Raw genomic sequence first — 23,964 nt, forward strand, 5'->3', positions numbered from 1 at the left:
GCAAATCCTTGTGAGCTGAAAGAGGTACGGTGCGCGCTCCCGGCCCCAAAGCAAAAAGCGCGGAACACAGTCCGCGCTTTTCGAGGGAGGGGGAGAAAGTGGTCTCGTGCAGGCGCGAACGGCCAGCCTCAGCGGCTGGTGGAGGTCTCCGTCGTAGTTCGCGGTGTCATAACCGACATTGCCTTTCTCGCCCTTGTGTGTTGGAAAGACGCAGATTCTACCCTGCGCCAACGAAAAAGGCCCGAAGCCTGCGCTCCGGGCCTTGCGCGCTCTGCGCGGGATCAGTGGAACTGCTCTTCTTCGGTGGAGCCGGTCAGGGCCTTCACGCTGGACGAACCGCCCTGGATCACCGTGGTCACGTCGTCGAAGTAGCCCGCGCCCACTTCCTGCTGGTGCGACACGAAGGTGTAGCCCTGCTCGCGTGCGGCGAACTCGGGTTCCTGGATCATCTCGACGTAGTGCTTCATGCCTTCGCCACGGGCGTAGGCGTGGGCGAACTTGAAGGTGTTGAACCAGTTGCTGTGGATGCCGGCCAGCGTGATGAACTGGTACTTGTAGCCCAGCGCGGAGAGCTCGTCCTGGAAGCGTGCGATGGTCTTGTCGTCCAGGTTCTTCTTCCAGTTGAAGGACGGCGAGCAGTTGTAGCTCAGCAGCTTGCCCGGGCAGGCGGCAAGCACGGCCTGCGCGAACTCGCGGGCGAAGCCCAGGTCGGGCGTGCCGGTCTCGCACCACACCAGGTCGGCATAGGGCGCGTAGGCCACGCCGCGGCTGATGGCCTGCTCCAGGCCGTTCTTGACGCGGTAGAAGCCTTCCTGCGTGCGCTCGCCGGTCAGGAAGGGCTTGTCGTTGGCGTCGTGGTCGCTGGTGATCAGGTTGGCGGCCTCGGCGTCGGTGCGGGCCAGCACGATGGTGGGCACGCCCATCACGTCGGCGGCGAAGCGCGCGGCGATCAGCTTCTCGCAGGCTTCCTGGGTCGGCACCAGCACCTTGCCGCCCATGTGGCCGCACTTCTTCACGGCGGCCAGCTGGTCTTCGAAGTGCACGCCGGCGGCGCCAGCGGCGATCATGTTCTTCATCAGCTCGAAGGCGTTGAGCACGCCGCCGAAGCCGGCTTCGGCGTCGGCCACGATGGGCAGGAAGTAGTCGATGAATTCCTTGTCGCCGGGGTTGATGCCGCGGCCCCACTGGATCTCGTCGGCGCGCTTGAAGGTGTTGTTGATGCGGCGCACCATGGTGGGCACCGAGTCATAGGCGTACAGCGACTGGTCGGGGTACATGGTCTCGCTGGTGTTGCCGTCGGCGGCCACCTGCCAGCCCGACAGGTACACGGCCTCCAGGCCCGCCTTGGCCTGCTGCATCGCCTGGCCCGCAGTGATGGCGCCGAAGGCGTTCACGTAGCCCTTCTTGGCGCCGCCGTTGACCAGCTCCCACAGCTTCTCCGCGCCGCGCTGGGCCAGCGTGTACTGGGGCTGCAGGCTGCCACGCAGGCGCACCACATCGGCGGCGCTGTAGCCGCGCTTGACGCTCTTCCAGCGGGGGTTCTGGGCCCAGTCCTTCTCCAGGGCTGCGATCTGCTGCTCACGGCTCAATTGTGCGTTCAGGGAATTCGGCATGCTTGCTCTCCAAGAGGTAAGGGAATCGACAGACGCCAATGCGGCGCCCTTGGATGTAACTCTAAGTCTTATATAAGACCAATGCAAGCTCTTATGTCTTATATAAGAGATAAATTTATTCCATACAAATCAAATACTTGCGGACATCATTCCTCTTTGTGAAAAGCAATTTCTCATATCAAGAAATTTTTCTGCACCGCAACAAGACCAATGATTCACGATGAGAAAACCAACTTCCGCATCATGAAATTTTCCCTGTGCAAGCGATGGCCACGGCGCGCTGCCGCAGCCGTATCGTGCATGATGTGCGCCCCTTCCCCCACCTCCATCGCGTGAACACCCCCAGCCGCCCCGTCGCCTATCTCTGCCTGGCACTCAGCATGACGCTGGTCGGCAGCTATGTGGCGCTGTCCAAGCCGTTGGCCGCGGCCTTTCCGGTTTTCCTGCTCGTCTGGATGCGCTTCGGCATCGGCGGCGTGGCCATGCTGGGCTGGATCAAAAGGCCCGCGCAGGAGGCGCCGCTGACGGCGCAGACCCGCGGCCTGTTGTTTCTGCAATCCCTGCTCGGCAACTTTTTGTTCACCGTCTGCATGATCTACGGCGTGAGCCTGACCAGCGCCACCTCGGCCGGCGTGATCATGGCGTCCATCCCCGCCTGCGTGGCGGTGATGAGCTGGCTCTTCCTGCATGAGCGGGTGGCGCCGCGCACCTGGCTGGCGGTGGCCTGCGCGGTCGCCGGCATCGCGCTTTTCGCGCTATCCAGGCAGGAGCACGCGGCGCCCGCCAGCATTGGGAAAGATCCTGCAAACGCCATCTACACGCAGTGGCTGGGCTATGCCCTGCTGCTGTGCGCCTCGGTGTGCGAGGGTGCGTATTCCGTGATCGGCAAGAAGCTCACCGGCGCGCTCGGCCCCAAGCGCATCACCGCACTCATCAATCTGTGGGGCTTTGCGCTGTCCACGCCGCTCGGCATGTACTTCGCCTGGGGCTTCGACTTCGCCGCCGTGCCCTGGAGCCTGTGGCTGCTGCTGCTGTTCTACGCGCTGGCCGCGTGCATGTGGACCGTGTGGCTGTGGATGACGGGCCTCAAGGCCGTGCCCGCTGCGCAGGGCGGCGTGTTCACCGTGCTGCTGCCCGTGAGCGCGGCGCTGGTCGGGGTGCTGGCGCTGGGCGAGCGCTTTACGCCGGTCCAGCTGCTGGCCTTCGGCATGGCGCTGGCCAGCGTGGTGCTGGCCACCCTGCCCTCGCGCCTGGCATGGCGCGTGGGGCACGGGCGCGGCCGCTGAAGCACCACCCGTGCAAAGGAGCCTCCCGGGCCACTACAAATCGAGGCAAAAAAGACCTCCCCCTCCTTGGAAACGCGTTTTTTTCCCAGTAGCATCGCCGCTAGCCAGTGGAGCAGGTTTTCGCTGGTGATACTTTTCACTTCCAACAAGGACCACCCGACATGGCAACTGCAAAGACCGCTCCCGCAAAGAAGCGCACTCCCAATGCCGCTTTCATGAAGCCGCTGACTCCCAGCCCGGCCCTGGCTGCCGTGGTCGGCGCCACCCCGTTGCCGCGCACGGAGATCATCAGCAAGCTGTGGGTCTACATCAAGGCCAACAACCTGCAGGACGCCGCCAACAAGCGCATGATCAATGCCGACGCCAAGCTCAAGGAGGTGTTCGGCAAGCCCCAGGTCTCGATGTTCGAGATGGCCGGCCTGATCGGCAAGCACGTGAAATAAGCCCGCCCGGGCAGGCAGGCCGCGCCACAGCGGGCCTGCGACGAAAAAGACCGGCCCTCGTGCCGGTTTTTTTGTGTCTGCCAAGCAGCAGCCGAAGTATTCGACATCGCAATGGGGATACAAACTGCAAATACGATGAATTCTCATTTATAATCCGACCACCGTTTCATAGCCAGCCACGACTGCCTGCACCATGATCGTCTGTGTTTGCCGCCGCGTTTCCGACCGCGAGATTGCACGCCATGCGCGCGCAGGTATGAGCTTCGATGAGATCCAGTTCGAATTGGGCGTTGCCACCCAATGCGGGCACTGCGAGGACTGCGCGCGCGATGTCGTCGCGCAGTGCTGCGCGTCGCAGCCGGTGGCCGCCCTCCGCAAGGAGGTCGGAGCCAGTGACGTCCAGCTTGCCAAAGCCTGCCAGGAAGGTACGTCATGCAACTGCTCTCAACACTCGCTGCAAGTCTGATCATCGTCATAGGATCCGCTTGGTGGGTCCTGCGTAAATAGGCAGAATATCCAAGCTTGTATTAGCTTCCAGCCCTTGCTGGACAAGTGCTGGCGCTATTACTTTATGTCGCATTCAGATCGATATGGCTCCCCCAGGGGGTTGAGCCGCAACGCCGTGATCGCAGGCTCCGTGCTGCTGCTGCATGCTGCCGGCCTGTGGGCCCTGCAGTCCGGGCTGATGCGCCAGGCCGCGGAAGTCATCATCCCGGCCGAGGTCCTGAGCGAGTTTCTTGCACCGACACCGCCCGCGCCGCCTACCCCGCCGGCGCCCGTGCCGCAGCCGCCGAAGCCCGTGCCCGCGCCTCCAAAGCCCACGCCCCCGAAGCCGCGCCCGGCACCGGCACCCGCCCCAGCGCCCATGCCCGTGGCAATAGCCGACCCCACGCCGGCACCCGCGGCGCCCGTGGGCGTGGTGCAGCCGCAGCCGGCGGCCGCGCCGGTCGAGGCCGCTCCTGCCCCGGCCCCTGCGGCGCCCACGGCCCCGCCCGGGCCGGCCATCGTTCAGCCTTCCAGCGACGCCAGCCACCTGAACAACCCCAAGCCGGTCTACCCCGCGGTCAGCAAGCGCCTGGGTGAGCAGGGCAAGATCGTCCTGCGCGTGCTGATAGGCACCGACGGCCTGCCGCAGAAGGTCGAGATCAAGCAGTCGAGCGGCTTCGAGCGCCTGGACCGCCAGGCCGTGGACACGGTTTCGCGCTGGCGCTTCGTGCCCGGCACGCGCAACGGCGTGCCCGAGGCCATGTGGTACCTGCAGCCCATCAACTTCGTTCTCCAACAATAGACCCCGGGAGTTTTCATGGAATCGCATTTCGGCATCGCCAACGTCTGGATACAGGGCGACTTCGTCACGCGTGCCGTCGCCGTGCTGTTGCTGGGCATGTCGCTGGCATCATGGATCGTCATCGTCATCAAGGCACTGGACATCGTCAGGTACAAGAAGCACGCACGCCGGGCGCGCGACTTCTGGCACAGCGAGGACTTCGCCGCCGGCCTGTCCAAGCTGGGCGCAGACCCGGCGAACCCCTTCCGCCACCTGGCGCTGGAGGGGCGCGAGGCCACGGCGCACCACCGCAACACCCAGGCCCATCTGCACGACAGCCTGGACGTGAGCGACTGGGTCACGCGCTGCCTGCGCAACTGCATCGACGAATTCACCGCCCGCCTGCAGTCGGGCCTGGCCATCCTGGCATCGGTGGGCTCAACGGCACCGTTCATCGGCCTGTTCGGCACCGTCTGGGGCATCTACCATGCGCTGGTGGCCATCGGCGCGTCGGGCCAGTCCACGATCGACAAGGTGGCCGGCCCGATCGGCGAGGCGCTGATCATGACCGCCCTGGGCCTGGCCGTGGCCATTCCGGCCGTGCTGGGCTACAACGCCCTGGTGCGCGGCAACAAATCCATCCTGAGCAGCCTCAACAGCTTTGCCCACGACCTGCACGCCTATTTCGTGACCGGCGCGCGCGTGACGGTGCAGGGCGACGCTGCGGCCAAGGTGCTGCCCATCAAGAAAGGCTGACGTGCCATGGCTTTCGGTACCCAGGACGACGCCGACGAGGTGATGAACGAGATCAACATGACGCCGCTGGTGGACGTCATGCTGGTGCTCCTGATCATCTTCATCATCACCGTGCCCGTGATGAAGCATGCCGTGCCCGTGGACCTGCCGCGCGCGTCCAACGAGCGCGAGGTGGTCAAGCCGGAAACCATCCGCCTGTCGGTCACGGCCGATGGCAAGTACCACTGGAACGAATCGAGCATCAGCGACGAGGAACTGGAACCGCGCCTGCAGGCCGAGGCGCGCAAGGATCCGCAGCCGGACCTGCACATCCGCGGCGACAAGGACGTGCGCTACGAACGCGTGGCCCAGGCCATGTCGGCCGCGCAGCGCGCCGGCGTGCGCAAGATCGGCTTCGTAACCGACCCCGGTCAGTAAGCCACGCACCGTTCGCGGATCAGTAAAGAAAACACTTGACACACAAACGATAATGATTATCATTCAAATATCCAAAACGGATTGACGATCATCATGCACGCCGAGCTGACCATCCCCTCTTCTGCCCTGCCCGCCTCGCACCTGCGCAATACCGGCAATGCCTCCGTCGGCTACTTCAATGGCCCGGCGGCAGACATGCAGGCAGGCGGCATGGCCGTCGACAGCAGAACCCTGCTGCGCGGCCACAAAGCCGTGACCATCGTGCACAACGGCGCCAGCTACCGCCTGCAGGCCACCAAGCTCGGCAAACTGATTCTGACGAAATAGGTTTCATCGTGGGGCGACTCCAGGACCTCGGTCCCAAGGGTCGTATTGGCCAGCCAACGGGCATGCCCGCGTAGCCAGGCTTTTTTTCACCCACCACCCACCCGCAAAAAAACCGGCGCAAGGCCGGTTTTTTGCCATTCGAAGGTTTTTTGGCTTTTTCGGGCTCCAGCGCTTGTCCATCAAGCGCTGCCAGCTATCAAAAAAGGAATCTTCGGATACCGGGCCGATTACAGGCCGATGGCCGCGATGCCCGCGCGCGCAATCTGCGCGTCTTCATTGGACTTCACGCCGCTCACGCCCACGGCGCCCAGGCACTGGCCGCCCTTCATGATGGGTACGCCCCCCTCCAGCAGGCCCTGCACGGTGGGCACGCTCAGGAACGCCGTGCGGCCGCCGTTGACGACGTCCTCGTAGCCCTTGCTCTCGCGGCGGCCCAGGGCGGCGGTGTGGGCCTTGGCCGGCGCGATGTGCGCGGAGATGGCCGGCGCGCCATCGAGGCGCTGCAGCCACAGCAGGTGGCCGCCATCGTCCACGATGGCGATGGTCACGGCCCACTGGTTCTTCAGGGCCTCTGCCTCGGCGGCGGCGGCGATCAGCTTCACGTCGGCAAGTTCGAGCTCGGGTTTGGTTTTCATGCGGCAAATCCTGCAATGGATGAAAGGAACGCGCGCGGCGCACCGCGCGCAGGCCCGTGAAGCATAGACCCGGCACGCCGCGCCAATGAACCTTCGCGGGGCAAAAGAATCCATCTGTTTAAGTACGGGATGGCGCGCGGGTATTGCATCGGGCGTCCGGCACCCGCATCTAGAATGCCTCGGCCTGCACCATGCAGGCCATTCAGGAGAGAAACCAGATGAGCACTGAAATCACCAGTATCGGCCCGGGCTATGCGTTGTCGCAGGAGCAGCGCCACCGCGTGCTGCGCAACACCTATTGGCTGCTGGCACTGAGCCTGGTGCCCACGGTGCTGGGCGCATGGCTGGGCGTGGCCACGGGCATCACCGAGTCGCTGCGCGGCGGGCTGGGGCTGATCGTGTTCCTGGGCGGCGCCTTCGGCTTCATGTTCGCCATCGAAAAGACCAAGCAGTCCGCCGCCGGCATTGGCGTGCTGCTGGGCTTCACCTTCTTCATGGGCCTGATGCTCTCGCGCCTGATCGGCATGGTGCTGGGCTTCAAGAACGGCACCGACCTGATCATGACGGCCTTCGCCGGCACGGCAGGCGTGTTCTTCGTCATGGCAAGCCTGGCCAGCGTGATCAAGCGCGACCTTTCGGGCATGGGCAAATGGCTGTTCGTGGGCGCGCTGGTGCTCATGGTAGGCGCCATCGTCAACGTGTTCGTGGGCTCGTCGGCAGGCATGATGGCGATCTCGGTGGCGGCCATCGGCATCTTCAGCGCCTACATGCTGTACGACCTGAAGCAGATCCTGGACGGCGGCGAGACCAACTACATCAGCGCCACTCTGGCCCTGTACCTGGACCTGTTCAACGTCTTCCAGAGCCTGCTGGCCCTGCTGGGCATCATGGGCGGCGAGCGCGACTGAATACCTGTCAGCGCCCCTTTTCACCAGGCCCCGGCTTCCCCCGGGGCTTTTTTCTGGGCTGCTGGCCTCAATTTGCCGTGTCCGCTGCCGATATCAGGTGTACATGCTGCCACCTCGCCAACGCCCCCGCCTTGCTGCCTGCCTTCGTGCCGCCTTCGCCGCCGCCGCGCTGCTGGCCCTGGCTGGCTGCGAGATTCCGGGGCTGGGCCCGGACCCACGCATCGCGCAGCGCGAGGCCGAAGCCAAAGCCATAGGCGGGGCCTGCCGCCACGCCCTGCGCGGGCTGGAGGACTGCTTCACGCTCAACCCCAAGGCATCCAAGGCCATGGTGTTCGCGGGCTGGAAGGAGATGGACCAGTACATGCGCGAGAACAAGATCGAGGGCGCGCCCTCGGTGCTCACGCAACTGGAGAAAAAACCCGCCGCCGCTCCCCGCGCCAGCGAGGACGATGCCGAGCCCCAGCCCCGCAGCTCCCGCAACCGTGGTTGACCGAACTCAGTGCCCTGCGGTCTTGGACAGGAGCTGCATCACCAGCACCCCGCCCACGATCATGGCCATGCCCACGATGGCCGGCAGGTCCAGCTTCTGCCCGTGGAGCAGCCAGCCCACGAGGGAGATCAGCACGATGCCCAGCCCCGACCAGACGGCGTACACCACGCCCGTGGCCATGTGGTTCATGACCTTGGAAACCAGGTAGAAGGCCACGCAATAGCCCAGCACGGCCAGCACGGCGGGCCACAGGCGCGTGAGCCCCTGTGAGGACTTCAGGGCCGTGGTCGCGACGACCTCCGCCGCTATGGAGATGCCGAGCAGGATGTAGGGGTGCATGGTGGGTGCCGCCGCTTCGCCGTCAGTCGTTGGAATATCAAAATGATAGCTTGCAGCGCTTATTGGATAAGTGCTGCATGGGTATTTCCCTCTTAACCGAACCCGTCCATCGCCACCCCATCGCCCCGGCTGATGGCCGCATCGCATTCGGCGATGGCCCCTGCGCGGCGGCCAGGGCCCCGCCCGCGTACCATGGCGTGCTTCGCAGCGCCTGCCATGCCCACCGCCTCCATCGATACCTCTTCCATCGGCGAACGCCCGCGCCCGCACAGCCTGCGCGAACTGTTCTGGGCCTTCACCTGGCTGGCGCTGCAGGGCTTTGGCGGCGTGCTGGCGGTGGTGCAGCGCGAGCTGGTGGATCGCCGCCGCTGGATGACGAACGAGGAATTCATGGAGGACTGGGCCGCCGCGCAGATACTGCCCGGCCCCAACGTGGTGAACCTGTCCATCATGGTGGGCGACCGCCATTTCGGTGCGCGCGGCGCCCTGGTGGCCGTGGTGGGCATGCTGCTGCTGCCCATGCTGCTCGTGGTGGCAGTGGCCGCCGTGTATGCGGTTTTTGCCACGCACCCCATGGTGGTCGGCGCGCTGCGCGGCATGGGCGCGGTGGCGGCAGGCCTGGTCGCGGGCGTGGGCTGCCGGCTGGCGGCGGCGCTGGGCAGGCACCCGCTGGGGCCCCTGCCCTGCGGCCTGATCGTCGTGGCCACCTTTGCCGCCATGAGCGTGCTGCGCCTGCCGCTGGCCTGGGTGCTGCCCGTGGTGGGCAGCGCGGCCTGCGCGCTCACGTGGCGCAAGCTCCCAGCCTGATCATGGCCACTGCACTGAACCTGCAGCCCGTGGACTGGCTGAACCTGTTCCTGTACTACCTGTCGATCTCGCTGCTGGCCGTGGGCGGCGCCATCGCCACGGCGCCGGACATGCACCGCTTCCTGGTGGAGCGCCAGGGCTGGCTCACCGACGTGCAGTTCAACACATCCATCGTCATCGCCCAGTCCGCGCCCGGCCCGAACGTGCTGTTCATCGCTCTGCTGGGCTGGAACGTGGGCCTGAACACGGGCGACGGCACGCACATGGCCTGGGCCGCCGGCGCACTGGGCGTGGCCGTGTGCATGGCGGGGGTCATGCTGCCCAGCAGCCTGCTGACCTGGGCCGCCACGCGCTGGGCGCACCGCAACCGCGAGCGCCGTTCGGTGCGGGCCTTCAAGCAAGGCATGGCGCCGCTGGTGATCGGGCTGATACTGGCCACGGCCTGGGTGCTGGGCAGCGCCCACGGCGACCCGGCGCGGGATTGGCCGCTGTGGCTGCTCTCCGCCGCCACCACGCTGCTGGTGTGGCGCACGCGCATCCACCTGCTGTGGCTGCTGGGCGCGGGTGCGCTGCTAGGCGCGCTGGGCTGGGTCTGAGACGCCGAGCAGCGCGGGCAGCAGCTGCGCCGACGGCCCGCGCAGCACGGCATGGGCAATGCCGTCGAGCTCGCTCGGCCCGATGTTCTGCACCACCACGCGCGCACCGGCCTGCCGCGCCTGGTGCGCCAGGCCGGCGGCCGGATAGACGGCGCCGGCCGTACCCGCCACCAGCATCACATCGCAGGCCTGCACGGCCTGCTGCGCCGCATCCAGCGCCTGCGTCGGCAGGGCCTCGCCAAACCAGACCACGCCGGGGCGCACCAGATTGCCGCAGCCGGCGCAGCGCGGCGGGCGGCCCGGCACGGCCCGGGCCAGATCGCAGCAGGGGCGCGGGTGATCCAGCCAGCGGTCGTCCGCAAGCCTGCCGTGCAGGCACAGCACGCCCTCGCTGCCCGCCAGCTGGTGCAGCCCATCCACGTTCTGCGTGATCAGCGTGAGCCGGCCCGGCGCGCGCCGCGCGAACGCCGCCAGCGCGTGGTGGCCGGCGTTGGGCTGCACGCCAAGCAGCTTCTCGCGCCGCTCGGCGTACCAGTCCCAGACGCGCCCGGGGTTGCGCCGGAAGGCCTGCTCCGTGGCCAGGTCCTCGGGCCGAAAGCGCGCCCACAGGCCGGTCTGCGCATCGCGGAACGTGGGCACGCCCGACTCGGCGCTGACGCCGGCGCCGGTCAGCACCGCGACGCGGCGCGCGTCCCGCAGCCAGGCGCGGGCCTCGTCGAGGACGGCTGGAGGGCTATCGTGCATAGTGGCTCATCGTACCGAAGCCTCGGCCAGCAGGCCCTGCTCGACCATCGCGACCAGCCGCTCGGCCAGCGCCTGGCATCCGGCCTCGTCCAGGCCGCGCAGGGGGCCGTCGAGCACCAGCATCGCCATGCCGTGCACGGCGGACCAGGCCAGGAACTCGGCCCCCGGACGGCGCGCGGGCGGCAGCAGGCCGGCCTCGACCATGCCGTCGAGCGTGTGGCACAGCAGCTCGAACGGGTCCATGCCGCTGGCGCCGCGCGCCGCGCCGTCATGCGGGGCGCGTTCGTTCACGTCGAAGGGCCGCGCCGCGAATGCGGTGCGAAACAGGCCGGGCTCCCGCCGCGCGAAGCGCAAATAGCCCAGGCCCACGCCGCAGAACGCCGCGCGCGCGCGCCGGCGCGGATCGCGCATGCGCCGGGTGGCGTCGATCTCGGCCTCGATCGCGCGCGCCAATTCGGAAAGCGCTACCGCGCGCACTGCCTCCAGCAGGACCTGGTGGCTCTGGAAATGCCGGTACGCCGCATTGGGCACCACGCCTGCGCGCCGCGTGGCCTCGCGCAGCACGACGGCACCCGGGCCGCCCTCGCGCGCCAGCGCAACGCCCGCATCGAGCAATGCGCGCCGCAGATCACCGTGGCGGTAGGTGCTGCGGACGGGGCTTGGATCCTCGTTCGGCATTCTTACTAGGTTTTACATGGACACGATTCATTTTCGATCGTGATGCGCGTATAAGTGTACACCGTCCACAAAGGAGCCGCATCATGAAGTCCGACAGCTACGTCGACGGTTTTCTGCTCGCCGTCCCCACCGCCAACAAGGAAGCCTACCGCCGGCTCGCCACCGAGGCAGCGCAGCTCTTCAAGGAACACGGCGCCACCGAGTTCGTGGAGTGCTGGGGCGACGACGTGCCCGAGGGCAAGCTCACGTCCATGCCCATGGCCGTGCAACGCAAGGACGACGAGACCGTGGTGTTCTCATGGGTGGCCTGGCCCTCGCGCGCGGCGCGCGATGCCGGCATGAAAGCCTTCATGGACGACCCTCGCGGCCCCAAGGACATGCCGTTCGACGGCAAGCGCCTGATCTACGGCGGCTTTCGCGTGCTGGTGAGTGCTTAGCCTGGCGGCATTGCGCACCACCCACGCCATTTGCAAACCCCATCCTCAGGAGACACGCATGCAGTTCACCCCCTACCTCAATTTCGACGGCAACTGCGCCGAGGCCTTTGCCTTCTACGCCAGGCTGTTTGGCGGCACCATCGTCCACCAGAGCACCTTCGGCGAGATGCCGGCCTCCGAGGGCATGCCGGCGCTGCCCGAATCGGCCAGGAGCCGCATCATGCATGTGCACCTGCAGACCGAAGGGCAGTCGCTGATGGGCTCCGACGCCATGCCGGCCGTGCCGGGGCAGGACCCCGCCCTGTGCGGCGGCGGCTACCAGCTGCCGCAAGGCCTGTGGGTGTCGATCCAGGCCGCCAACGCGGCCGAAGGGCAGCGCCTGTTCGACGCGCTCGGCAACGGCGGGCAGGTCGTGATGCCGTACGCGGCCACGTTCTGGTCGCCCGGCTTCGGCATGGTGCGCGACCGCTTCGGCACGCCGTGGATGGTGAACGTGACGGCGCAGCATTGATCCCCATGCACCAACCCACCCGAGGAGTCCCCATGTCCGACCGAACCGTCCATCTCCATCGTGTGCTGCGCGCCAGGCCCGAGAAGGTCTACCGGGCCTTCCTGGAGGCCGACGCCATGGCCAAATGGCTCCCGCCCCATGGCTTCACCTGCAAGGTGCATCACCTGGAAGCCCGCGCCGGGGGCACGTTCCGCATGTCGTTCCACAATTTCGGCACAGGCCACGGGCACTCGTTCTCGGGCGAGTACCTTGAACTCGTCCCGGGCGCGCTCGTCCGCTACACGGACCGGTTTGACGATCCGAACCTGCCCGGCGTGCTGGAGGTCACGGTCAGGCTCAAGCCGGTGGCCTGCGGCACGGAACTGAGCATCGCCCAGGCAGGCATCCCGCAGGCCATCCCCCTGGAGATGTGCTACCTGGGCTGGCAGGAATCCCTCGCCCAGTTGGCCGCGCTCGTGGAGCCGGACATTCCAGACTGAATGTGCGTGTGCGCTGGCCTGCAAGGGTGTGGAGAAGCGAAATGACGAAACCCGCGAAGAATACGATTTGTCTTTGGTACGACGGCGCCGCCGAGGAGGCCGCGCGCTTCTACACCCGGACTTTCCCCGACTCGTCGGTCGGCGCGATCCACCACGCCCCGGGCGACTTTCCATCCGGCAAGCAAGGAAATGTATTGACCGTCGAATTCACGGTCATGGGGATCCCCTGCCTCGGGCTCAACGGCGGCCCCGCGTTCAAGCACAGCGAAGCCTTCTCGTTCCAGGTCGCGACCTCCAACCAGGCGGAAACCGACCGGTACTGGGATGCCATCGTCGGCAACGGCGGCGAAGAAAGCGTGTGCGGCTGGTGCAGGGACAAATGGGGCATTTCCTGGCAGATCACGCCGGTGGCCCTGACCGAGGCAGTCACCGGCCCCGATCGCGCGGCGGCGAAGCGTGCGTTCGACGCCATGATGCAGATGCGCAAGATCGACATCGCCGCCATCGAGGCGGCGTGCCGCGGGTGAGGCGGGTACCAGGCCGAATGCCCTGCCGGCCCCGCTCGATCACCGCTGACGCCTCCGTCAAAGCCCCCATCGACCGCCACCCGCGCGCCTGATCGATCCCCCCAGTCACCCAGGAGCCACAAATGAAACCCAATCCCGTCGTCTGGTTCGAAATCTATGTGCAGGACATGGAGCGCGCGCGGCGCTTCTACGAGACGGTATTCCAGTGCACGCTGCAACCGCTGGCGGCGCCCGCCGGGCCGGACGGCGGCCTGCAGATGCTGTCCTTTCCCGGTGACATGGGCACCATGGGCGCAAGCGGAGCGCTGGTCAAGATGGAGGGCGTTCCCTCGGGCGGCGGCACGCTGGTGTACTTCGCCTGCGACGATTGCGCCGTGGAGCAGGGCCGCGTCGAAGCCGCGGGCGGCCAGGTGTCCAGGCCCAAGTTTTCCATTGCGCCGCACGGACACATCGCCCTCGTGGTCGATACCGAAGGCAATTGCATCGGCCTGCATTCCATGCAGTGAACCGCCATGAGCCCTGCAGCATCCAGCGAGATCCGCACGCTCTGCACCACGCGCGTGCTGGCTGCCTCGCCTGCGGCCGTATTCGGCGCCATTGCCGACTGGCGCCTGATCTCGCGCTGGTGGGGGCCGGCCGGCTTCCACAGCACCTTCCATACGTTCGACTTCCGCCCGGGCGGACGCTGGATCCACACCCTGCACGGACCGGACGGCACCGACTACGCCAACGAATGCCGCTTCACCGAGATCGCGGCGGGCCAGCGCGTCGTGATCGAGCACACCAGCGCGCCCTGGTTCGAGCTGGCGCTCACCTTGGCGCCGCAGGACGGCGGCACCCGCATCGGCTGGCACCAGACGTTCGCGGACGCCGAGACCTGCGCGCGCCTGGCACCCGTCTGCGTGCCCGGCAACGAGCAGAACCTGGACCGGCTGGCCGCCGTGCTGGCCGACCTTGCGGCCAGGCGCTGAGCCGGGTCAGCCGCGCTGGCGCAGCGCCTCGTACAGGCACACGGCGCTGGCCACCGAGACGTTCAGGCTCTCCACCGCCCCCTTCATCGGGATGCTTACGAGTTCGTCGCAGGTCTTGCGCGTGAGCTGGCGCATGCCCGGCCCCTCGGCGCCCAGCACCAGCGCGACGGGGCCCTTCAGGTCCACCTGGTAGAGCGTCTTGTCGGCATCGCCGCTGGTGCCGATGACCCAGATGTTGCGTTCCTTGAGCTCACCCAGCGTGCGCGCCAGGTTGGTGACCATGAAGTACGGCACGGTCTCGGCCGCGCCGCTGGCCACCTTGGCCACAGTGGCGTTGATTCCCACGGCATGGTCCTTGGGCGCTATCACGGCGTGCGCGCCCGCTCCGTCGGCCACGCGCAGGCAGGCCCCCAGGTTGTGCGGATCGGTCACGCCGTCGAGCACCAGCAACAGCGGGTTCGCCACGCCGTCGGCCTCCAGCTGGTCGAGCAGGTCGTCCAGCGAATGCAGCTGCGCCACGGCCTGCACGCGCGCGGCCACGCCCTGGTGGCCGTGGCTGCCCGCCAGCTTGGCCAGGCGCAGGCCGTCGGCCTCGATCAGGCGCACGCCCGCCTCCTTGGCGCGCGCAAGGAACTGGCGCATGCGAGCGTCGCGGCGCGTGGCCTCGTAATACACCTCGATGATGGATTGCGGCGCGGTCTTCAGGCGCACGCCCACGGCATGGAAGCCGAACAGGACTTTGGGGGAGGACATGGAGGGACATTATCCGGGCTTGCCGGCCCGGCATCCTTAGAATCGCGCCCCGAACGCTCCACGAGCCCCCTGGCCACCCGCCATGGCGCAAGCGCCCCGCCTGCTTACCCCGCAGGTACGCGCGGCTCCCGTTTCCTCATCGCTAGCACCATGATCCTCTCCCCCCTTCTGCGCCGGGCGCAGCGCACCAGCCTGGTCACCCAGATCGTGATCGCCCTGATCCTGGGCGCCGCACTGGCCATCGTGTGGCCCGCCGCCACGCCCGCCGTGGCGTTTCTGGGCCAACTCTTCATTTCCGCGCTCAAGGCCATCGCCCCGATGCTGGTGTTCGTGCTGGTGATGGCGGCCATCAGCAACCACCGCCCGGGCGAGAACACGCACATGCGCCCGATCCTGCTGCTCTACGCCATTGGCACGCTGGCCGCGGCTGCCGTGGGCGTGGCCGCGAGCATGTGGTTTCCCAGCGCCCTGGCGCTCCAGACCTCCGTCCAGGGACAGGCCGCGCCGGGTGCGGTGTCCGAGGTGCTGCTCAACGTGGTGGGCAGCATGGTCAGCAATCCCGTGAAGGCGCTGCTGGAAGCCAACTACATCGGCATCCTGGCCTGGGCCGTGGCCCTGGGGGTGGCGCTGCGCCATGCCAGCGAAGCTACGCGCGAGGCGCTGCAGGACGGCGCCCAGGCGGTGACGCAGGTGATCCAGTGGGTGATCCGCTGCGCCCCTCTGGGCATTCTGGGCCTGGTGGCCGCCACCTTCGCCGAGGCGGGCGTGCAGGCGCTGTGGAGCTATGCGCACCTGCTGGCCGTGCTGCTGGGCTGCATGCTGTTCGTGGCGCTGGTGGTCAATCCCCTGATCGTGTTCCTGACCATCCGCCGCAACCCCTACCCGCTCGTGTTCACCTGCCTGCGCGAGAGCGGCGTGACGGCCTTCTTCACGCGCAGCTCGGCCGCCAACATCCCGATCAACATGGCGCTGGCCAAGCGCCTGAACCTGAGCGAAGAGACCTACAGCATCGCCATCCCGCTGGGCGCCACGATCAACATGGCGGGCGCCGCCATCACCATCAGCGTGCTGTCGCTGGCCGCCGCCCATACCCTGGGCATCCATGTGGACGTGCCCACGGCCCTGCTGCTGTGCGTGGTGGCCTCGGTCTGCGCCTGCGGCGCCTCGGGCGTGGCCGGAGGCTCGCTGCTGCTGATTCCGCTGGCCTGCAGCCTGTTCGGCATCGGCAACGACGTGGCCATGCAGGTGGTGGGCGTGGGCTTCATCATCGGCGTGCTGCAGGACTCGGCCGAGACGGCGCTCAATTCGTCCACCGACGTGCTGTTCACGGCGGCGGCCTGCATGGCGCCCCGGCGCGCCTGAAACGGCCTGGATGCCGTTCCTGGCGTGCCGCTACACCAGGCGCCCGGCCTCGATGGTGATGCGCCGGTCGCAGCGCGCGGCAATGGCGCGGTCGTGCGTGACCAGCACCAGCGTCGTGCCCTGCTCGCGGTTGAGGGCGAACATCAGCTCCATGATGGTCTCGCCGGTGGCGAAGTCCAGGCTGCCCGTGGGCTCGTCGGCCAGCAGCACGGCCGGCTCGACCACGAAGGCGCGCGCCAGCGCCACGCGCTGCTGCTCGCCGCCCGAGAGCACCTTGGGATAGTGCGACAGGCGCTGGCCCAGGCCCACGCGGCCCAGCATGTCGGCCGCGCGGCGGCGCGCGTCGCGGCTGCCGGCCAGCTCCAGCGGCAGCATCACGTTCTCCAGCGCCGTGAGGTTGCCCAGGAGCTGGAAGCTCTGGAACACGAAGCCCACCTGGCGCGCGCGCAGCGCGGCGCGCTCGTCCTCGTCCAGCGCGAACAGGTCCTGCCCCGCCAGCCGCACCGTGCCGCGCGTGGGCGTATCGAGCCCCGCGATGATGAACAGCAGCGTGCTCTTGCCCGAGCCCGAGGCACCGACGATGGCCACGGTCTCCTGCGGCGCGAGGCGGAAATCGATATCCCGCAAAATCTCCAGCGTACCCGTGGAGTCGGTGACGGACTTGTGCACATGCTCCACTGCGATGATGGGCTCTGGGGGCACGGACGGCTCGGAAGCGTTGGCTGCTGCCGCAGCGGCGAAGGTTTCGGACATGAAAGGATCTCGACAGTGATGCGTATGTTTCGGCGTGACTTTATCGCGGCCGGCGCCCTGGCCCTGCTCGGCACGGCGCCCGCGCTGGCGCAGCAGGGCCGCAAGGCCGCCGCCAGGCCCCCCGTGATCCTGGTGGTGGGCGACTCGCTCAGCGCCGAATACGGCCTGCCGCGCGGCAGCGGCTGGGTGGCGCTGCTGGAGAAGCGGCTGGCTCAGGAAAAGATCGGCGCCACGGTGGTCAACGCCAGCGTGAGCGGCGACACCACGGCCGGCGGCCGCGCACGACTGCCTGCGCTGCTTAAGCAGCACAGCCCCACGCACGTGGTGCTCGAGCTGGGCGCCAACGACGCGCTGCGCGGCCTGCCCCTGGCCAACACCCGGGACAACCTGGCATGGATGGTCGAGCAGTCACAGGCCGCCGGCGCGCGCGTGCTGCTGGTGGGCATGCAGATGCCGCCCAACTACGGCGCCGACTACGCACGCCGCTTCGCCGCCCTGTTCGAGGCCGTGGCCAAGGAACGCAAGGTCCCGCTGGTGCCGTTCCTGCTGCATGGCATTGCCGACGTGCCGGACTCCACGGCGCTGTTCCAGCCCGACCGCATCCACCCACGCGCCGAGGCGCATCCGCGCATGCTCGACAACGTGTGGCCGCAGCTCCGCAAGCTGCTGTAGGCCGGTTGCGCCGTCAGCCGCCACCCTGGGGCTGTGGCGCCGCGGCAGCAGGCGCGGCCACGGCCGCGCGGTAGGCGTGCCAGCTGGCATGGCCCAGCACCGGCCCGACCAGGAGCAGCCCCGCGCCCCAGGCCCACAGCGAGAACACCACGAGCACCGTGATGAGGGCGCCCCACAGCAGCATCACCGCGGGGTTTTCCAGCACCACGCGCATGCTCGCGATGCCCGCCGTCAGCGCGTCGGTGTCGCGGTCAAGGATCATCGGAATGGACACCACCGTGCTGGAGAACACCAGGGCCGCGAACACCCCTCCCACCAGCAGGTAGACGGCGATGAACTGCCAGTTGCCAGGGTTGAAAATCGCCTGCACCACGCCCGTGGTGGAAGGCATGCCGGTGTTGAAGAACACCGCGAACACCACCAGCGACGCCCTGCCCCACAGCAGTTCCAGCACGACGAGCACGAGCACGAGCATGCCCATGCTGCCCATGTGGCTGTCCCAGCAGGTGATGGACTCGCCCAGTTGCGGCGGCAGGCCCAGCTCGCGCCTGCGGCTCGTTTCGTACAGCCCCATGGCCAGGAACGGCCCCACGAGCAGGCAGCCGCTGACCAGCGACATGGTGTATTCGGGACTGGCCCGGAACACCCAGCCCAGCACCAGCGCCATGAGCCAGAAGCAGCCGCCATAGAACAGGGCGATGCCGGGCGCCGCCGCCACGTCGCGCAGGCCCCTGGCAAGCCAGCGGAACGGGTCCCGCCACCCCAGAGGGGTGAGCACCAGGGGGGCCGCAGGGGCGCTGGCGGATACAGGCGCGGGGGAATCGGTCATGGCGGCAAGCCGGCGGCGCGGCGGCGGTGGAAGTACGCCCACGATAACCAGCCCCGGTCTTGCTGGACATCAAGGAAATCCCACCCCGGCAGCCGCCGGCCGAGCCTGCCCGTCAGCCGGCGAAGGCGCGCTCCATGGCCTGCGCCAGGTCCTGGCGCAGGTCTTCCACCGCCTCCAGCCCCACCGCGAAGCGCACCACCGTGCCGGCCTCGAGGTGCGGCGTGGCGCGCTCGCGCATGCCGGGCAGGTCGTAGGGCACCACCAGGCTCATGGGCCCGCCCCAGCTGTAGCCCAGCCTGAACAGACGCAGGCCGTCGCAAAACGCATCCACCTGTGCCTGCGTGTGGCGCGCATCAATGACCACGCTGAACAGGCCCGCCGCGGCGCCCTCGGGACCGCCGGCGCTGCCGCACAGGGCGCGCCAGTGCTCGTGGCCGGGCGAGCCCGGCAGCGCCGGGTGCAGCACTTGCGCCACGGGCGCCTGCGTGCCCATCCACTGCGCCAGGGAGCGCGCCGCCACGTCGTGCGCGCGGTAGCGCAGCGCCATGCTGGGCAGGGAGCGCAGCACGGCCTCGACGTCGTTCGCGCCCACGCCCAGGCCCAGGCGCATGTGGGCGAGCTTGATGCGCAGGTGCAGCGCCTCGTCGCGCGTGGTGATGCTGCCCATGAGCACGTCGCCGCCGCCGCTGGGGTATTTGGTGAGCGCATGCACGCTGATGTCCACGCCCAGTTGGCCGTCGCCCACGAGGTCGAACGGCGCGAAGGCCAGGCCCGCGCCCCAGGTGTTGTCCAGCGCCGAGGTCACGCCGCGCGCGCGGCAGATGCGCACCTGCTCGGGCAGGTCGGGAAACTCGAGCGTTACCGAACCCGGCGCCTCCAGCCACACGAGCCGCGTCGCGTCGGTGATCCTGGCGGCCAGGTCGGCCGGATCGAGCGGGTCGTAGACCTGGTGCCGTATGCCGTAGTGGCGCAGCTCCACCTCGGCCAGGGCCTTGTTCGGGCCGTAGGCGTTGTCCGGGATCAGCACCTCGTCGCCATGCCGCAGCAGGGCCAGCGACACGGTGGCGATGGCCGCCAGGCCGCTGGGCGCCAGCAGGCACTGGCGGCCGCCCTCCAGCGTCGCCAGGCGCTCTTCGAGCTGGTAGGTGGTGGGCGTGCCGTGCAGGCCGTAGGTGTAGCTGCTCTTGTCCTTCCACTCGCGCGCGCGCATGGCGGCCACGTTCGGGAAGATGACGGTGGACGCCTTGTGCACCGCCGGTTGCGGCGCCTCGAACCCCGCGGGCGGGCGGTAGCCGTGGTGGATGAGCCGGGTGCGGAGGTCGGGAGCGGATGGCTGGGTCATGCGCCGATGTTAGCCGCCGGAAACGGTGAGCTTGTTCTCCACCGAGCTCACGCCCGACACGGCCTGCGCGATCTGGCTGGCGCGCTCGCGCGCCTGCTCGGACTTCACCTCTCCCTTGAGCGTGACCACGCCCGCGCTCGTGTCCACGTCGATCTTGAGGGCGCCGAGGTCCATGTCCTGCGCCAGCCCTGCCTTGACCTTGGCGGTGATGGTCGCGTCGTCCACCAGCGCGGCGGCGCCGGCCGCGGCGCGGCGCGTGGCATCGCTCACCTCGCTGGCTGCGGTCTCCGCCTTCTGCTTGACCTCCTGGGCCGCCCGTTCGGTCTTGCCTATCGCCTCGTCCACGCGCTGGCCCGCCGTCGGCTCCTCGGTCTTGTTGCAGCCGGCCAGCCCCAGGGCCAGCGCCAGTGCGGCGGCCAGGACCGTCCAGCGCGGCATCGAAAGGGCGGAATGTGTACTGTCCATGGTTGGTTCTCCTTTGTGGGGACACGCCCGCCACTGTAGGGAGCATGGCCTTGGCCGCGGGTCGGAAAGGGCTGAAACCGCAGTAGGACAACGGCGGCTCCCACTGGCGTGACAATCGGCCCCCATGTCCACACTCTCGTTGCACCGCTGGCTTCCCTTCCTGGCCTGGCCCCGCCCCACGGCCGCCCTCCTGCGGGGGGAGTTCTGGGCCGGCATGACCGTCGGGCTGATGCTGGTGCCCCAGGGCGTTGCCTATGCGGCGCTGGCCGGCATGCCGCTGGTGACGGGCATCTATGCATCGCTCGTGCCGGCCCTCGTGGCCGTGCTCTGGAGCTCCTCCACCCGCCTCGGCGTGGGCCCCACCGCTCTCACCAGCCTGCTCATAGGCACATCGCTCACCGGCATGGCCGAACCCGGCAGTGCCCAATGGGTCGCCCTGGCCGTGTGGATGGCGCTGCTGTCGGGGCTGCTGCAGCTGGTGCTGGGCGTGGTGCGCTTCGGCTGGCTGCTCAACCTGGTGACGTCGCCCGTGCTGGGCGGCTTCACCCAGGCCGCGGCGCTGCTGATCCTGGCGTCGCAGCTGCCGGCGCTGCTCGGGCTGCGCACCAGCTGGCACGCGCTGGCAGAGAGCCCCTCGCCGCACCACTTCGACTTCACCGCGCTGGCCTTCGGGCTGGGCAGCCTGGCCCTGCTGGTGCTGGCCCGGCGCTGGCGCCCGAGCTTTCCGGCCGCCATCGTGGTGATCGCCCTCGCGGCCCTCGTCAGCTGGGCCATGGGCTACGCGGACGCCGACGGCGCCGTGATCGGCCACCTGCCCTCGGGCCTGCCCTCGCCGTATTGGCCGGGGTGGCTGTCGTGGGACGACATGGGCGCCCTGGTGATGCCGGTGATGGTGATCACGCTGGTCAGCTTCCTGGAAACCGCGTCGAGCGCCAAGGTGGAGCACCAGCAGGGGGGCACGCGCTGGAACGAGAACCAGGACCTGATCGCCCACGGCATGGCCAAGATCAGCTCGGGCCTGTGCGGCAGCTTCGCCACCAGCGCCTCGTTCTCGCGCTCCGCGATCAACCTGTACGCGGGCGCCAAGACCGGCTGGGCCACGCTGTTCGCGCTGCTGCTGGTGCTGGCCACCCTGCTGTGGCTCACGCCCGCGCTCTACCACGTGCCGCAGTCGGTGCTGGCCGCGGTGGTGGTGGCCGCCATCACGAACCTTATCAAGCCCGGCACCATGTTCAGGCTGTGGCGCATCTCGCGGGTGGAGACGGCCATAGGCCTGGCGACCTTCGGCCTCACGCTGGTGACCGCGCCGCGCCTGTACTGGGGCGTGCTGATCGGCCTGCTGATGAACCTGAGCCACTTCCTGTACCAGCGCCTGCACCCGCGCATCATCGAGGTGGGGCTGCACCCCGACGGCAGCCTGCGCGACCGCCATCTGTGGCAGATCGCCCCGCTGGCCCCCCGGGTGCTGGCGCTGCGCATGGATGCGGAGCTGGATTTCGCCTCCGCCAACGCGCTGGAACGCCGCGTGGCCGACGAGCTGGCCCAGCGCCCCGACACCCGGCACCTGTGCCTGTTCGCGCTGCCCATCAACCGCATCGACGTGACCGGCGTGGAGGCCTTCATGCGCCTGCGCGCATTGCTGCAAGGCCACGGCGGCATGCTGCACGTGAGTGGAATCAAACTGCCCGTGCAGCGCACCCTCGAGAATGCGGGGGCCCTCGCGCCAGGCCCCAACTTCATCACCTATCGGACCGACGCGGAGGCCATCGCCGCGCTGCAGCAGACGGCCGCCGCGCCGCCCCGCGAGCACGGTACGGGCAGCGGGGATCCGCTTGCGCAAACCAGCGCGCCGTAGCTGCTAAAATCGCCGAAAGCCAATTTGTTTCCTTTTGTGAACGACACTGCGTCCTCCGCTTCCGTTCGTCTGCGTGACCTGCGCCTGGCCACGGCGCATGCGCTGGTGGCCCAGTCGCTGGGATCCGAAGCGGCGCTGCATGAACAGTCACCGGTGCTGTACCTGCAGAGCCTGATCGACGGCCTGTGCGAGCTCTCGCTCAAAGACCCCCTCACCGGCCTGCCCAACCGGCGCCATGTGCATGCGGTGCTCGAGCGCGAGCTCGACCGCGTCGCCCGCTCGGGGGAGGCAGCGCTGCTGCTCATGCTGGACATCGACTATTTCAAGCAGGTCAACGACAGCCATGGCCATCTTGCGGGCGACATCGTGCTGCAGTCGGTCGCGCGCACGCTCGAATCGTGCGTGCGCCCCATGGACACCGTTTCCCGCTACGGCGGGGAGGAATTCGCCATCGTGCTGCCCGCATGCCAGTTCGGCTTTGGCCGCGTGGTTGCCGAGCGCGTGCGCCGCGCCATCGAATCCACGCCCGTGTGCATCTCCCCGTCGCTGACGCTGAACGTCACCGTCAGCGTCGGTGGCGCCTTCGCGCTGCAGTGGATCCGCAGCACCACCGCGCTGTGGACCGACCGCGCCGATGCCGAGCTGTACAAGGCCAAGCTTGCCGGCCGCAACAGGGTCAGCATCGAGGACCAGCCCGACAGCAGCGTGAGCGCGGAGGAAAAGAGCTTGCTGTTCGGCCCGCTACACACCCCCACGGTCTGGGGCGACCTGCCCCCGCCCCTGAACCCATCCACAAGCAGCGCCTATTGAAAGCCCAGTGATGAACGACGCGCTGTCCCCACAACCGACACCCGCTTCCGCCGGCACCACCGCTCCGGCCACAGCCCCCACGCCTGCCGCCGCCGCGCCGGTCGACGCGCGCATCATTGCCGTCACCAGCGGCAAGGGCGGCGTGGGCAAGACCTTCGTATCGGCGAACCTGGCCGCCGCGCTCACCCGCCGCGGGCTGCGCGTGCTGGTGCTGGACGCCGACCTGGGCCTGGCCAACCTGGACGTGGTGCTCAACCTGCACCCCAAGACCACGCTGCACGACGTGTTCACCGGCAAGGCCCAGCTGAGCGACGCCGTGATCAAGGCCCCCGGCGGCTTTTCCGTGGTGCTGGCCGGCTCGGGCATGGTCGAGTATTCGCGCCTCACGCCCGAGGTCCGCAACGAATTCTTCAACGTCATCCAGACCCTGGCGCCGCAGTACGACGTGGTGCTGCTGGACACCGGCGCCGGCATCTCCGACGTGGTGCTGTTCTCCGTGTCGCTGGCCCAGGAAGTGCTCATCGTGGCCACGCCCGAGCCCACCTCGCTCACGGACGCCTATGCCGCGATCAAGGTGCTGGCCACCCAGCAGAAGCGCCAGCACGTGCGCATGGTGGTGAACCAGGCGGCGCGCGCCGGCGACGGACGCGCCATCACCGGCCAGCTGCAGCAGGTGCTGGACCGCTTCGTGAGCACCGACTCGGGCCGCCCCATGCGCCTGATCCACATGGGCGACATTCCGGCCGACCCCTCGGTGCGCGAGGCCGTGATGCGCCGCCAGCTGCTGATGCTGCAGATGCCCGGCTGCCCGGCCGCCCTGGCCGTGGCGCAGCTGGCCAACAAGATCGAATCCACGCTGCTCAAGCCCGCTGGCAACCAATAAAAAAGCCTC

At 68.2% G+C, this 23,964-nt stretch carries 32 protein-coding genes; 22 read left to right on the forward strand and 10 right to left on the reverse strand.

Going from position 1 to position 23,964, the window contains the following annotated elements:
* Window positions 1–281 precede the first annotated feature (281 nt).
* Complete coding sequence (gene aceA / locus ACX12L_RS12200) at window positions 282–1,613, reverse strand: isocitrate lyase (protein WP_459262827.1); 1,332 nt, start codon at window positions 1,611–1,613, stop codon at window positions 282–284.
* Window positions 1,614–1,993: 380 nt separating this feature from the next.
* Between aceA and ACX12L_RS12205 the strand changes: the two genes are divergently transcribed.
* From ACX12L_RS12205 to hemP, 7 genes are all read left to right on the forward strand, one after another.
* Window positions 1,994–2,899, forward strand: coding sequence for a DMT family transporter (locus tag ACX12L_RS12205; protein WP_459262928.1), 906 nt, complete (start codon window positions 1,994–1,996; stop codon window positions 2,897–2,899).
* Between the two features lie 161 nt (window positions 2,900–3,060).
* Window positions 3,061–3,342 carry an SWIB/MDM2 domain-containing protein gene (locus ACX12L_RS12210; RefSeq protein WP_013519340.1) on the forward strand — a complete coding sequence of 94 codons (282 nt, stop codon included), beginning with the start codon at window positions 3,061–3,063 and terminating at the stop codon, window positions 3,340–3,342.
* Window positions 3,343–3,535: 193 nt separating this feature from the next.
* Window positions 3,536–3,808 carry a (2Fe-2S)-binding protein gene (locus tag ACX12L_RS12215; RefSeq protein ID WP_459262828.1) on the forward strand — a complete coding sequence of 91 codons (273 nt, stop codon included), beginning with the start codon at window positions 3,536–3,538 and terminating at the stop codon, window positions 3,806–3,808.
* Window positions 3,809–3,913: 105 nt separating this feature from the next.
* Window positions 3,914–4,630, forward strand: coding sequence for an energy transducer TonB (locus tag ACX12L_RS12220; protein WP_459262829.1), 717 nt, complete (start codon window positions 3,914–3,916; stop codon window positions 4,628–4,630).
* Between the two features lie 15 nt (window positions 4,631–4,645).
* Window positions 4,646–5,365: a MotA/TolQ/ExbB proton channel family protein gene (locus ACX12L_RS12225; RefSeq protein WP_459262830.1), complete on the forward strand. Its 720-nt coding sequence runs from the start codon at window positions 4,646–4,648 to the stop codon at window positions 5,363–5,365.
* Window positions 5,366–5,371: 6 nt separating this feature from the next.
* On the forward strand, window positions 5,372–5,782 hold the full coding sequence (locus ACX12L_RS12230; RefSeq protein ID WP_459262831.1) for an ExbD/TolR family protein: 411 nt from the start codon (window positions 5,372–5,374) through the stop codon (window positions 5,780–5,782).
* A 93-nt stretch (window positions 5,783–5,875) separates the two neighbouring features.
* Window positions 5,876–6,109, forward strand: a complete 234-nt coding sequence (gene hemP, locus ACX12L_RS12235) for a hemin uptake protein HemP (protein ID WP_459262832.1) — start codon at window positions 5,876–5,878, stop codon at window positions 6,107–6,109.
* A 227-nt stretch (window positions 6,110–6,336) separates the two neighbouring features.
* Here the strand turns inward: hemP and ACX12L_RS12240 are convergent, their stop codons facing one another.
* Entirely contained in the window at window positions 6,337–6,744 is a 408-nt protein-coding gene (locus ACX12L_RS12240) for a GlcG/HbpS family heme-binding protein (RefSeq protein ID WP_459262833.1), read from the reverse strand.
* Window positions 6,745–6,962: 218 nt separating this feature from the next.
* On the opposite strand from ACX12L_RS12240, the gene ACX12L_RS12245 reads away from it, so the two are divergent.
* Together ACX12L_RS12245 and ACX12L_RS12250 are read left to right on the forward strand one after the other, a co-directional pair.
* Window positions 6,963–7,652, forward strand: a complete 690-nt coding sequence (locus tag ACX12L_RS12245; RefSeq protein ID WP_459262834.1) for a Bax inhibitor-1/YccA family protein — start codon at window positions 6,963–6,965, stop codon at window positions 7,650–7,652.
* 103 nt (window positions 7,653–7,755) lie between these two features.
* Window positions 7,756–8,142: a hypothetical protein gene (locus tag ACX12L_RS12250; RefSeq protein ID WP_459262835.1), complete on the forward strand. Its 387-nt coding sequence runs from the start codon at window positions 7,756–7,758 to the stop codon at window positions 8,140–8,142.
* A gap of 6 nt (window positions 8,143–8,148) precedes the next feature.
* Here ACX12L_RS12250 and ACX12L_RS12255 read toward each other — a convergent pair whose 3' ends face one another.
* Window positions 8,149–8,481, reverse strand: coding sequence for an SMR family transporter (locus ACX12L_RS12255; RefSeq protein ID WP_459262836.1), 333 nt, complete (start codon window positions 8,479–8,481; stop codon window positions 8,149–8,151).
* 216 nt (window positions 8,482–8,697) lie between these two features.
* On the opposite strand from ACX12L_RS12255, the gene ACX12L_RS12260 reads away from it, so the two are divergent.
* Together ACX12L_RS12260 and ACX12L_RS12265 are read left to right on the forward strand one after the other, a co-directional pair.
* Window positions 8,698–9,288, forward strand: a complete 591-nt coding sequence (locus ACX12L_RS12260) for a chromate transporter (protein ID WP_459262837.1) — start codon at window positions 8,698–8,700, stop codon at window positions 9,286–9,288.
* Between the two features lie 2 nt (window positions 9,289–9,290).
* Window positions 9,291–9,884: a chromate transporter gene (locus tag ACX12L_RS12265; RefSeq protein ID WP_459262838.1), complete on the forward strand. Its 594-nt coding sequence runs from the start codon at window positions 9,291–9,293 to the stop codon at window positions 9,882–9,884.
* On the opposite strand, the gene ACX12L_RS12270 is transcribed toward ACX12L_RS12265, so the two are convergent.
* Both ACX12L_RS12270 and ACX12L_RS12275 read right to left on the reverse strand, forming a co-directional pair.
* Window positions 9,861–10,628, reverse strand: coding sequence for an SIR2 family NAD-dependent protein deacylase (locus ACX12L_RS12270; RefSeq protein WP_459262839.1), 768 nt, complete (start codon window positions 10,626–10,628; stop codon window positions 9,861–9,863). The genes ACX12L_RS12265 and ACX12L_RS12270 overlap by 24 nt on opposite strands.
* A gap of 6 nt (window positions 10,629–10,634) precedes the next feature.
* On the reverse strand, window positions 10,635–11,306 hold the full coding sequence (locus ACX12L_RS12275) for a TetR/AcrR family transcriptional regulator (RefSeq protein ID WP_459262840.1): 672 nt from the start codon (window positions 11,304–11,306) through the stop codon (window positions 10,635–10,637).
* A gap of 83 nt (window positions 11,307–11,389) precedes the next feature.
* Between ACX12L_RS12275 and ACX12L_RS12280 the strand changes: the two genes are divergently transcribed.
* The 6 genes from ACX12L_RS12280 (at window position 11,390) to ACX12L_RS12305 (ending at window position 14,231) form a co-directional block, all read left to right on the forward strand.
* Window positions 11,390–11,743: a DUF1428 domain-containing protein gene (locus tag ACX12L_RS12280; protein WP_459262841.1), complete on the forward strand. Its 354-nt coding sequence runs from the start codon at window positions 11,390–11,392 to the stop codon at window positions 11,741–11,743.
* 58 nt (window positions 11,744–11,801) lie between these two features.
* A complete protein-coding gene (locus ACX12L_RS12285; RefSeq protein ID WP_459262842.1) occupies window positions 11,802–12,254 on the forward strand; it encodes a VOC family protein in 453 nt (150 codons plus the stop codon).
* A 32-nt stretch (window positions 12,255–12,286) separates the two neighbouring features.
* Window positions 12,287–12,733, forward strand: coding sequence for an SRPBCC family protein (locus ACX12L_RS12290; protein WP_459262843.1), 447 nt, complete (start codon window positions 12,287–12,289; stop codon window positions 12,731–12,733).
* Window positions 12,734–12,774: 41 nt separating this feature from the next.
* Window positions 12,775–13,260, forward strand: coding sequence for a VOC family protein (locus ACX12L_RS12295; RefSeq protein WP_459262844.1), 486 nt, complete (start codon window positions 12,775–12,777; stop codon window positions 13,258–13,260).
* Window positions 13,261–13,382: 122 nt separating this feature from the next.
* Complete coding sequence (locus ACX12L_RS12300; RefSeq protein WP_459262845.1) at window positions 13,383–13,766, forward strand: VOC family protein; 384 nt, start codon at window positions 13,383–13,385, stop codon at window positions 13,764–13,766.
* A 6-nt stretch (window positions 13,767–13,772) separates the two neighbouring features.
* Window positions 13,773–14,231: an SRPBCC domain-containing protein gene (locus tag ACX12L_RS12305; RefSeq protein ID WP_459262846.1), complete on the forward strand. Its 459-nt coding sequence runs from the start codon at window positions 13,773–13,775 to the stop codon at window positions 14,229–14,231.
* 6 nt (window positions 14,232–14,237) lie between these two features.
* Here ACX12L_RS12305 and rlmB read toward each other — a convergent pair whose 3' ends face one another.
* Window positions 14,238–14,984: a 23S rRNA (guanosine(2251)-2'-O)-methyltransferase RlmB gene (rlmB, locus tag ACX12L_RS12310; RefSeq protein ID WP_459262847.1), complete on the reverse strand. Its 747-nt coding sequence runs from the start codon at window positions 14,982–14,984 to the stop codon at window positions 14,238–14,240.
* A 150-nt stretch (window positions 14,985–15,134) separates the two neighbouring features.
* Between rlmB and sstT the strand changes: the two genes are divergently transcribed.
* Window positions 15,135–16,346 (forward strand): serine/threonine transporter SstT, encoded by a 1,212-nt coding sequence (sstT, locus tag ACX12L_RS12315; protein ID WP_459262848.1) that lies wholly within the window; start codon window positions 15,135–15,137, stop codon window positions 16,344–16,346.
* Between the two features lie 30 nt (window positions 16,347–16,376).
* Here the strand turns inward: sstT and ACX12L_RS12320 are convergent, their stop codons facing one another.
* Complete coding sequence (locus ACX12L_RS12320; protein WP_459262849.1) at window positions 16,377–17,099, reverse strand: ABC transporter ATP-binding protein; 723 nt, start codon at window positions 17,097–17,099, stop codon at window positions 16,377–16,379.
* Window positions 17,100–17,123: 24 nt separating this feature from the next.
* Between ACX12L_RS12320 and ACX12L_RS12325 the strand changes: the two genes are divergently transcribed.
* Window positions 17,124–17,771 (forward strand): arylesterase, encoded by a 648-nt coding sequence (locus ACX12L_RS12325; protein ID WP_459262929.1) that lies wholly within the window; start codon window positions 17,124–17,126, stop codon window positions 17,769–17,771.
* Between the two features lie 13 nt (window positions 17,772–17,784).
* Here ACX12L_RS12325 and ACX12L_RS12330 read toward each other — a convergent pair whose 3' ends face one another.
* The 3 genes from ACX12L_RS12330 to ACX12L_RS12340 form a co-directional block, all read right to left on the reverse strand.
* On the reverse strand, window positions 17,785–18,600 hold the full coding sequence (locus tag ACX12L_RS12330) for a DUF2189 domain-containing protein (RefSeq protein WP_459262850.1): 816 nt from the start codon (window positions 18,598–18,600) through the stop codon (window positions 17,785–17,787).
* A gap of 112 nt (window positions 18,601–18,712) precedes the next feature.
* The gene (locus ACX12L_RS12335) at window positions 18,713–19,942 is read right to left on the reverse strand and encodes a PLP-dependent transferase (RefSeq protein ID WP_459262851.1); all 1,230 of its coding nucleotides are present in this window, start codon (window positions 19,940–19,942) and stop codon (window positions 18,713–18,715) included.
* Between the two features lie 9 nt (window positions 19,943–19,951).
* Window positions 19,952–20,407 carry a BON domain-containing protein gene (locus ACX12L_RS12340; RefSeq protein ID WP_459262852.1) on the reverse strand — a complete coding sequence of 152 codons (456 nt, stop codon included), beginning with the start codon at window positions 20,405–20,407 and terminating at the stop codon, window positions 19,952–19,954.
* Between the two features lie 124 nt (window positions 20,408–20,531).
* Between ACX12L_RS12340 and ACX12L_RS12345 the strand changes: the two genes are divergently transcribed.
* Genes ACX12L_RS12345 through ACX12L_RS12355 form a run of 3 tightly spaced genes read left to right on the forward strand, consistent with a single transcriptional unit; the run spans window position 20,532 to window position 23,955 of the window.
* On the forward strand, window positions 20,532–22,262 hold the full coding sequence (locus tag ACX12L_RS12345; protein WP_459262853.1) for a SulP family inorganic anion transporter: 1,731 nt from the start codon (window positions 20,532–20,534) through the stop codon (window positions 22,260–22,262).
* Window positions 22,263–22,298: 36 nt separating this feature from the next.
* Window positions 22,299–23,072, forward strand: coding sequence for a GGDEF domain-containing protein (locus ACX12L_RS12350; protein WP_459262854.1), 774 nt, complete (start codon window positions 22,299–22,301; stop codon window positions 23,070–23,072).
* Window positions 23,073–23,082: 10 nt separating this feature from the next.
* Entirely contained in the window at window positions 23,083–23,955 is an 873-nt protein-coding gene (locus tag ACX12L_RS12355) for a MinD/ParA family protein (protein WP_459262855.1), read from the forward strand.
* Window positions 23,956–23,964: the final 9 nt, after the last annotated feature.

It is taken from the genome of Alicycliphilus sp. T452 (assembly GCF_054512775.1).

Coding starts and splice junctions, on each gene's coding strand:
- aceA (WP_459262827.1), bottom strand. CDS start 1,613: ATGCCGAATTCCCTGAACGCACAATTGAGCCGTGAGCAGCAGATCGCA.
- ACX12L_RS12205 (WP_459262928.1), top strand. CDS start 1,994: ATGACGCTGGTCGGCAGCTATGTGGCGCTGTCCAAGCCGTTGGCCGCG.
- ACX12L_RS12210 (WP_013519340.1), top strand. CDS start 3,061: ATGGCAACTGCAAAGACCGCTCCCGCAAAGAAGCGCACTCCCAATGCC.
- ACX12L_RS12215 (WP_459262828.1), top strand. CDS start 3,536: ATGATCGTCTGTGTTTGCCGCCGCGTTTCCGACCGCGAGATTGCACGC.
- ACX12L_RS12220 (WP_459262829.1), top strand. CDS start 3,914: ATGTCGCATTCAGATCGATATGGCTCCCCCAGGGGGTTGAGCCGCAAC.
- ACX12L_RS12225 (WP_459262830.1), top strand. CDS start 4,646: ATGGAATCGCATTTCGGCATCGCCAACGTCTGGATACAGGGCGACTTC.
- ACX12L_RS12230 (WP_459262831.1), top strand. CDS start 5,372: ATGGCTTTCGGTACCCAGGACGACGCCGACGAGGTGATGAACGAGATC.
- hemP (WP_459262832.1), top strand. CDS start 5,876: ATGCACGCCGAGCTGACCATCCCCTCTTCTGCCCTGCCCGCCTCGCAC.
- ACX12L_RS12240 (WP_459262833.1), bottom strand. CDS start 6,744: ATGAAAACCAAACCCGAGCTCGAACTTGCCGACGTGAAGCTGATCGCC.
- ACX12L_RS12245 (WP_459262834.1), top strand. CDS start 6,963: ATGAGCACTGAAATCACCAGTATCGGCCCGGGCTATGCGTTGTCGCAG.
- ACX12L_RS12250 (WP_459262835.1), top strand. CDS start 7,756: ATGCTGCCACCTCGCCAACGCCCCCGCCTTGCTGCCTGCCTTCGTGCC.
- ACX12L_RS12255 (WP_459262836.1), bottom strand. CDS start 8,481: ATGCACCCCTACATCCTGCTCGGCATCTCCATAGCGGCGGAGGTCGTC.
- ACX12L_RS12260 (WP_459262837.1), top strand. CDS start 8,698: ATGCCCACCGCCTCCATCGATACCTCTTCCATCGGCGAACGCCCGCGC.
- ACX12L_RS12265 (WP_459262838.1), top strand. CDS start 9,291: ATGGCCACTGCACTGAACCTGCAGCCCGTGGACTGGCTGAACCTGTTC.
- ACX12L_RS12270 (WP_459262839.1), bottom strand. CDS start 10,628: ATGCACGATAGCCCTCCAGCCGTCCTCGACGAGGCCCGCGCCTGGCTG.
- ACX12L_RS12275 (WP_459262840.1), bottom strand. CDS start 11,306: ATGCCGAACGAGGATCCAAGCCCCGTCCGCAGCACCTACCGCCACGGT.
- ACX12L_RS12280 (WP_459262841.1), top strand. CDS start 11,390: ATGAAGTCCGACAGCTACGTCGACGGTTTTCTGCTCGCCGTCCCCACC.
- ACX12L_RS12285 (WP_459262842.1), top strand. CDS start 11,802: ATGCAGTTCACCCCCTACCTCAATTTCGACGGCAACTGCGCCGAGGCC.
- ACX12L_RS12290 (WP_459262843.1), top strand. CDS start 12,287: ATGTCCGACCGAACCGTCCATCTCCATCGTGTGCTGCGCGCCAGGCCC.
- ACX12L_RS12295 (WP_459262844.1), top strand. CDS start 12,775: ATGACGAAACCCGCGAAGAATACGATTTGTCTTTGGTACGACGGCGCC.
- ACX12L_RS12300 (WP_459262845.1), top strand. CDS start 13,383: ATGAAACCCAATCCCGTCGTCTGGTTCGAAATCTATGTGCAGGACATG.
- ACX12L_RS12305 (WP_459262846.1), top strand. CDS start 13,773: ATGAGCCCTGCAGCATCCAGCGAGATCCGCACGCTCTGCACCACGCGC.
- rlmB (WP_459262847.1), bottom strand. CDS start 14,984: ATGTCCTCCCCCAAAGTCCTGTTCGGCTTCCATGCCGTGGGCGTGCGC.
- sstT (WP_459262848.1), top strand. CDS start 15,135: ATGATCCTCTCCCCCCTTCTGCGCCGGGCGCAGCGCACCAGCCTGGTC.
- ACX12L_RS12320 (WP_459262849.1), bottom strand. CDS start 17,099: ATGTCCGAAACCTTCGCCGCTGCGGCAGCAGCCAACGCTTCCGAGCCG.
- ACX12L_RS12325 (WP_459262929.1), top strand. CDS start 17,124: ATGTTTCGGCGTGACTTTATCGCGGCCGGCGCCCTGGCCCTGCTCGGC.
- ACX12L_RS12330 (WP_459262850.1), bottom strand. CDS start 18,600: ATGACCGATTCCCCCGCGCCTGTATCCGCCAGCGCCCCTGCGGCCCCC.
- ACX12L_RS12335 (WP_459262851.1), bottom strand. CDS start 19,942: ATGACCCAGCCATCCGCTCCCGACCTCCGCACCCGGCTCATCCACCAC.
- ACX12L_RS12340 (WP_459262852.1), bottom strand. CDS start 20,407: ATGGACAGTACACATTCCGCCCTTTCGATGCCGCGCTGGACGGTCCTG.
- ACX12L_RS12345 (WP_459262853.1), top strand. CDS start 20,532: ATGTCCACACTCTCGTTGCACCGCTGGCTTCCCTTCCTGGCCTGGCCC.
- ACX12L_RS12355 (WP_459262855.1), top strand. CDS start 23,083: ATGAACGACGCGCTGTCCCCACAACCGACACCCGCTTCCGCCGGCACC.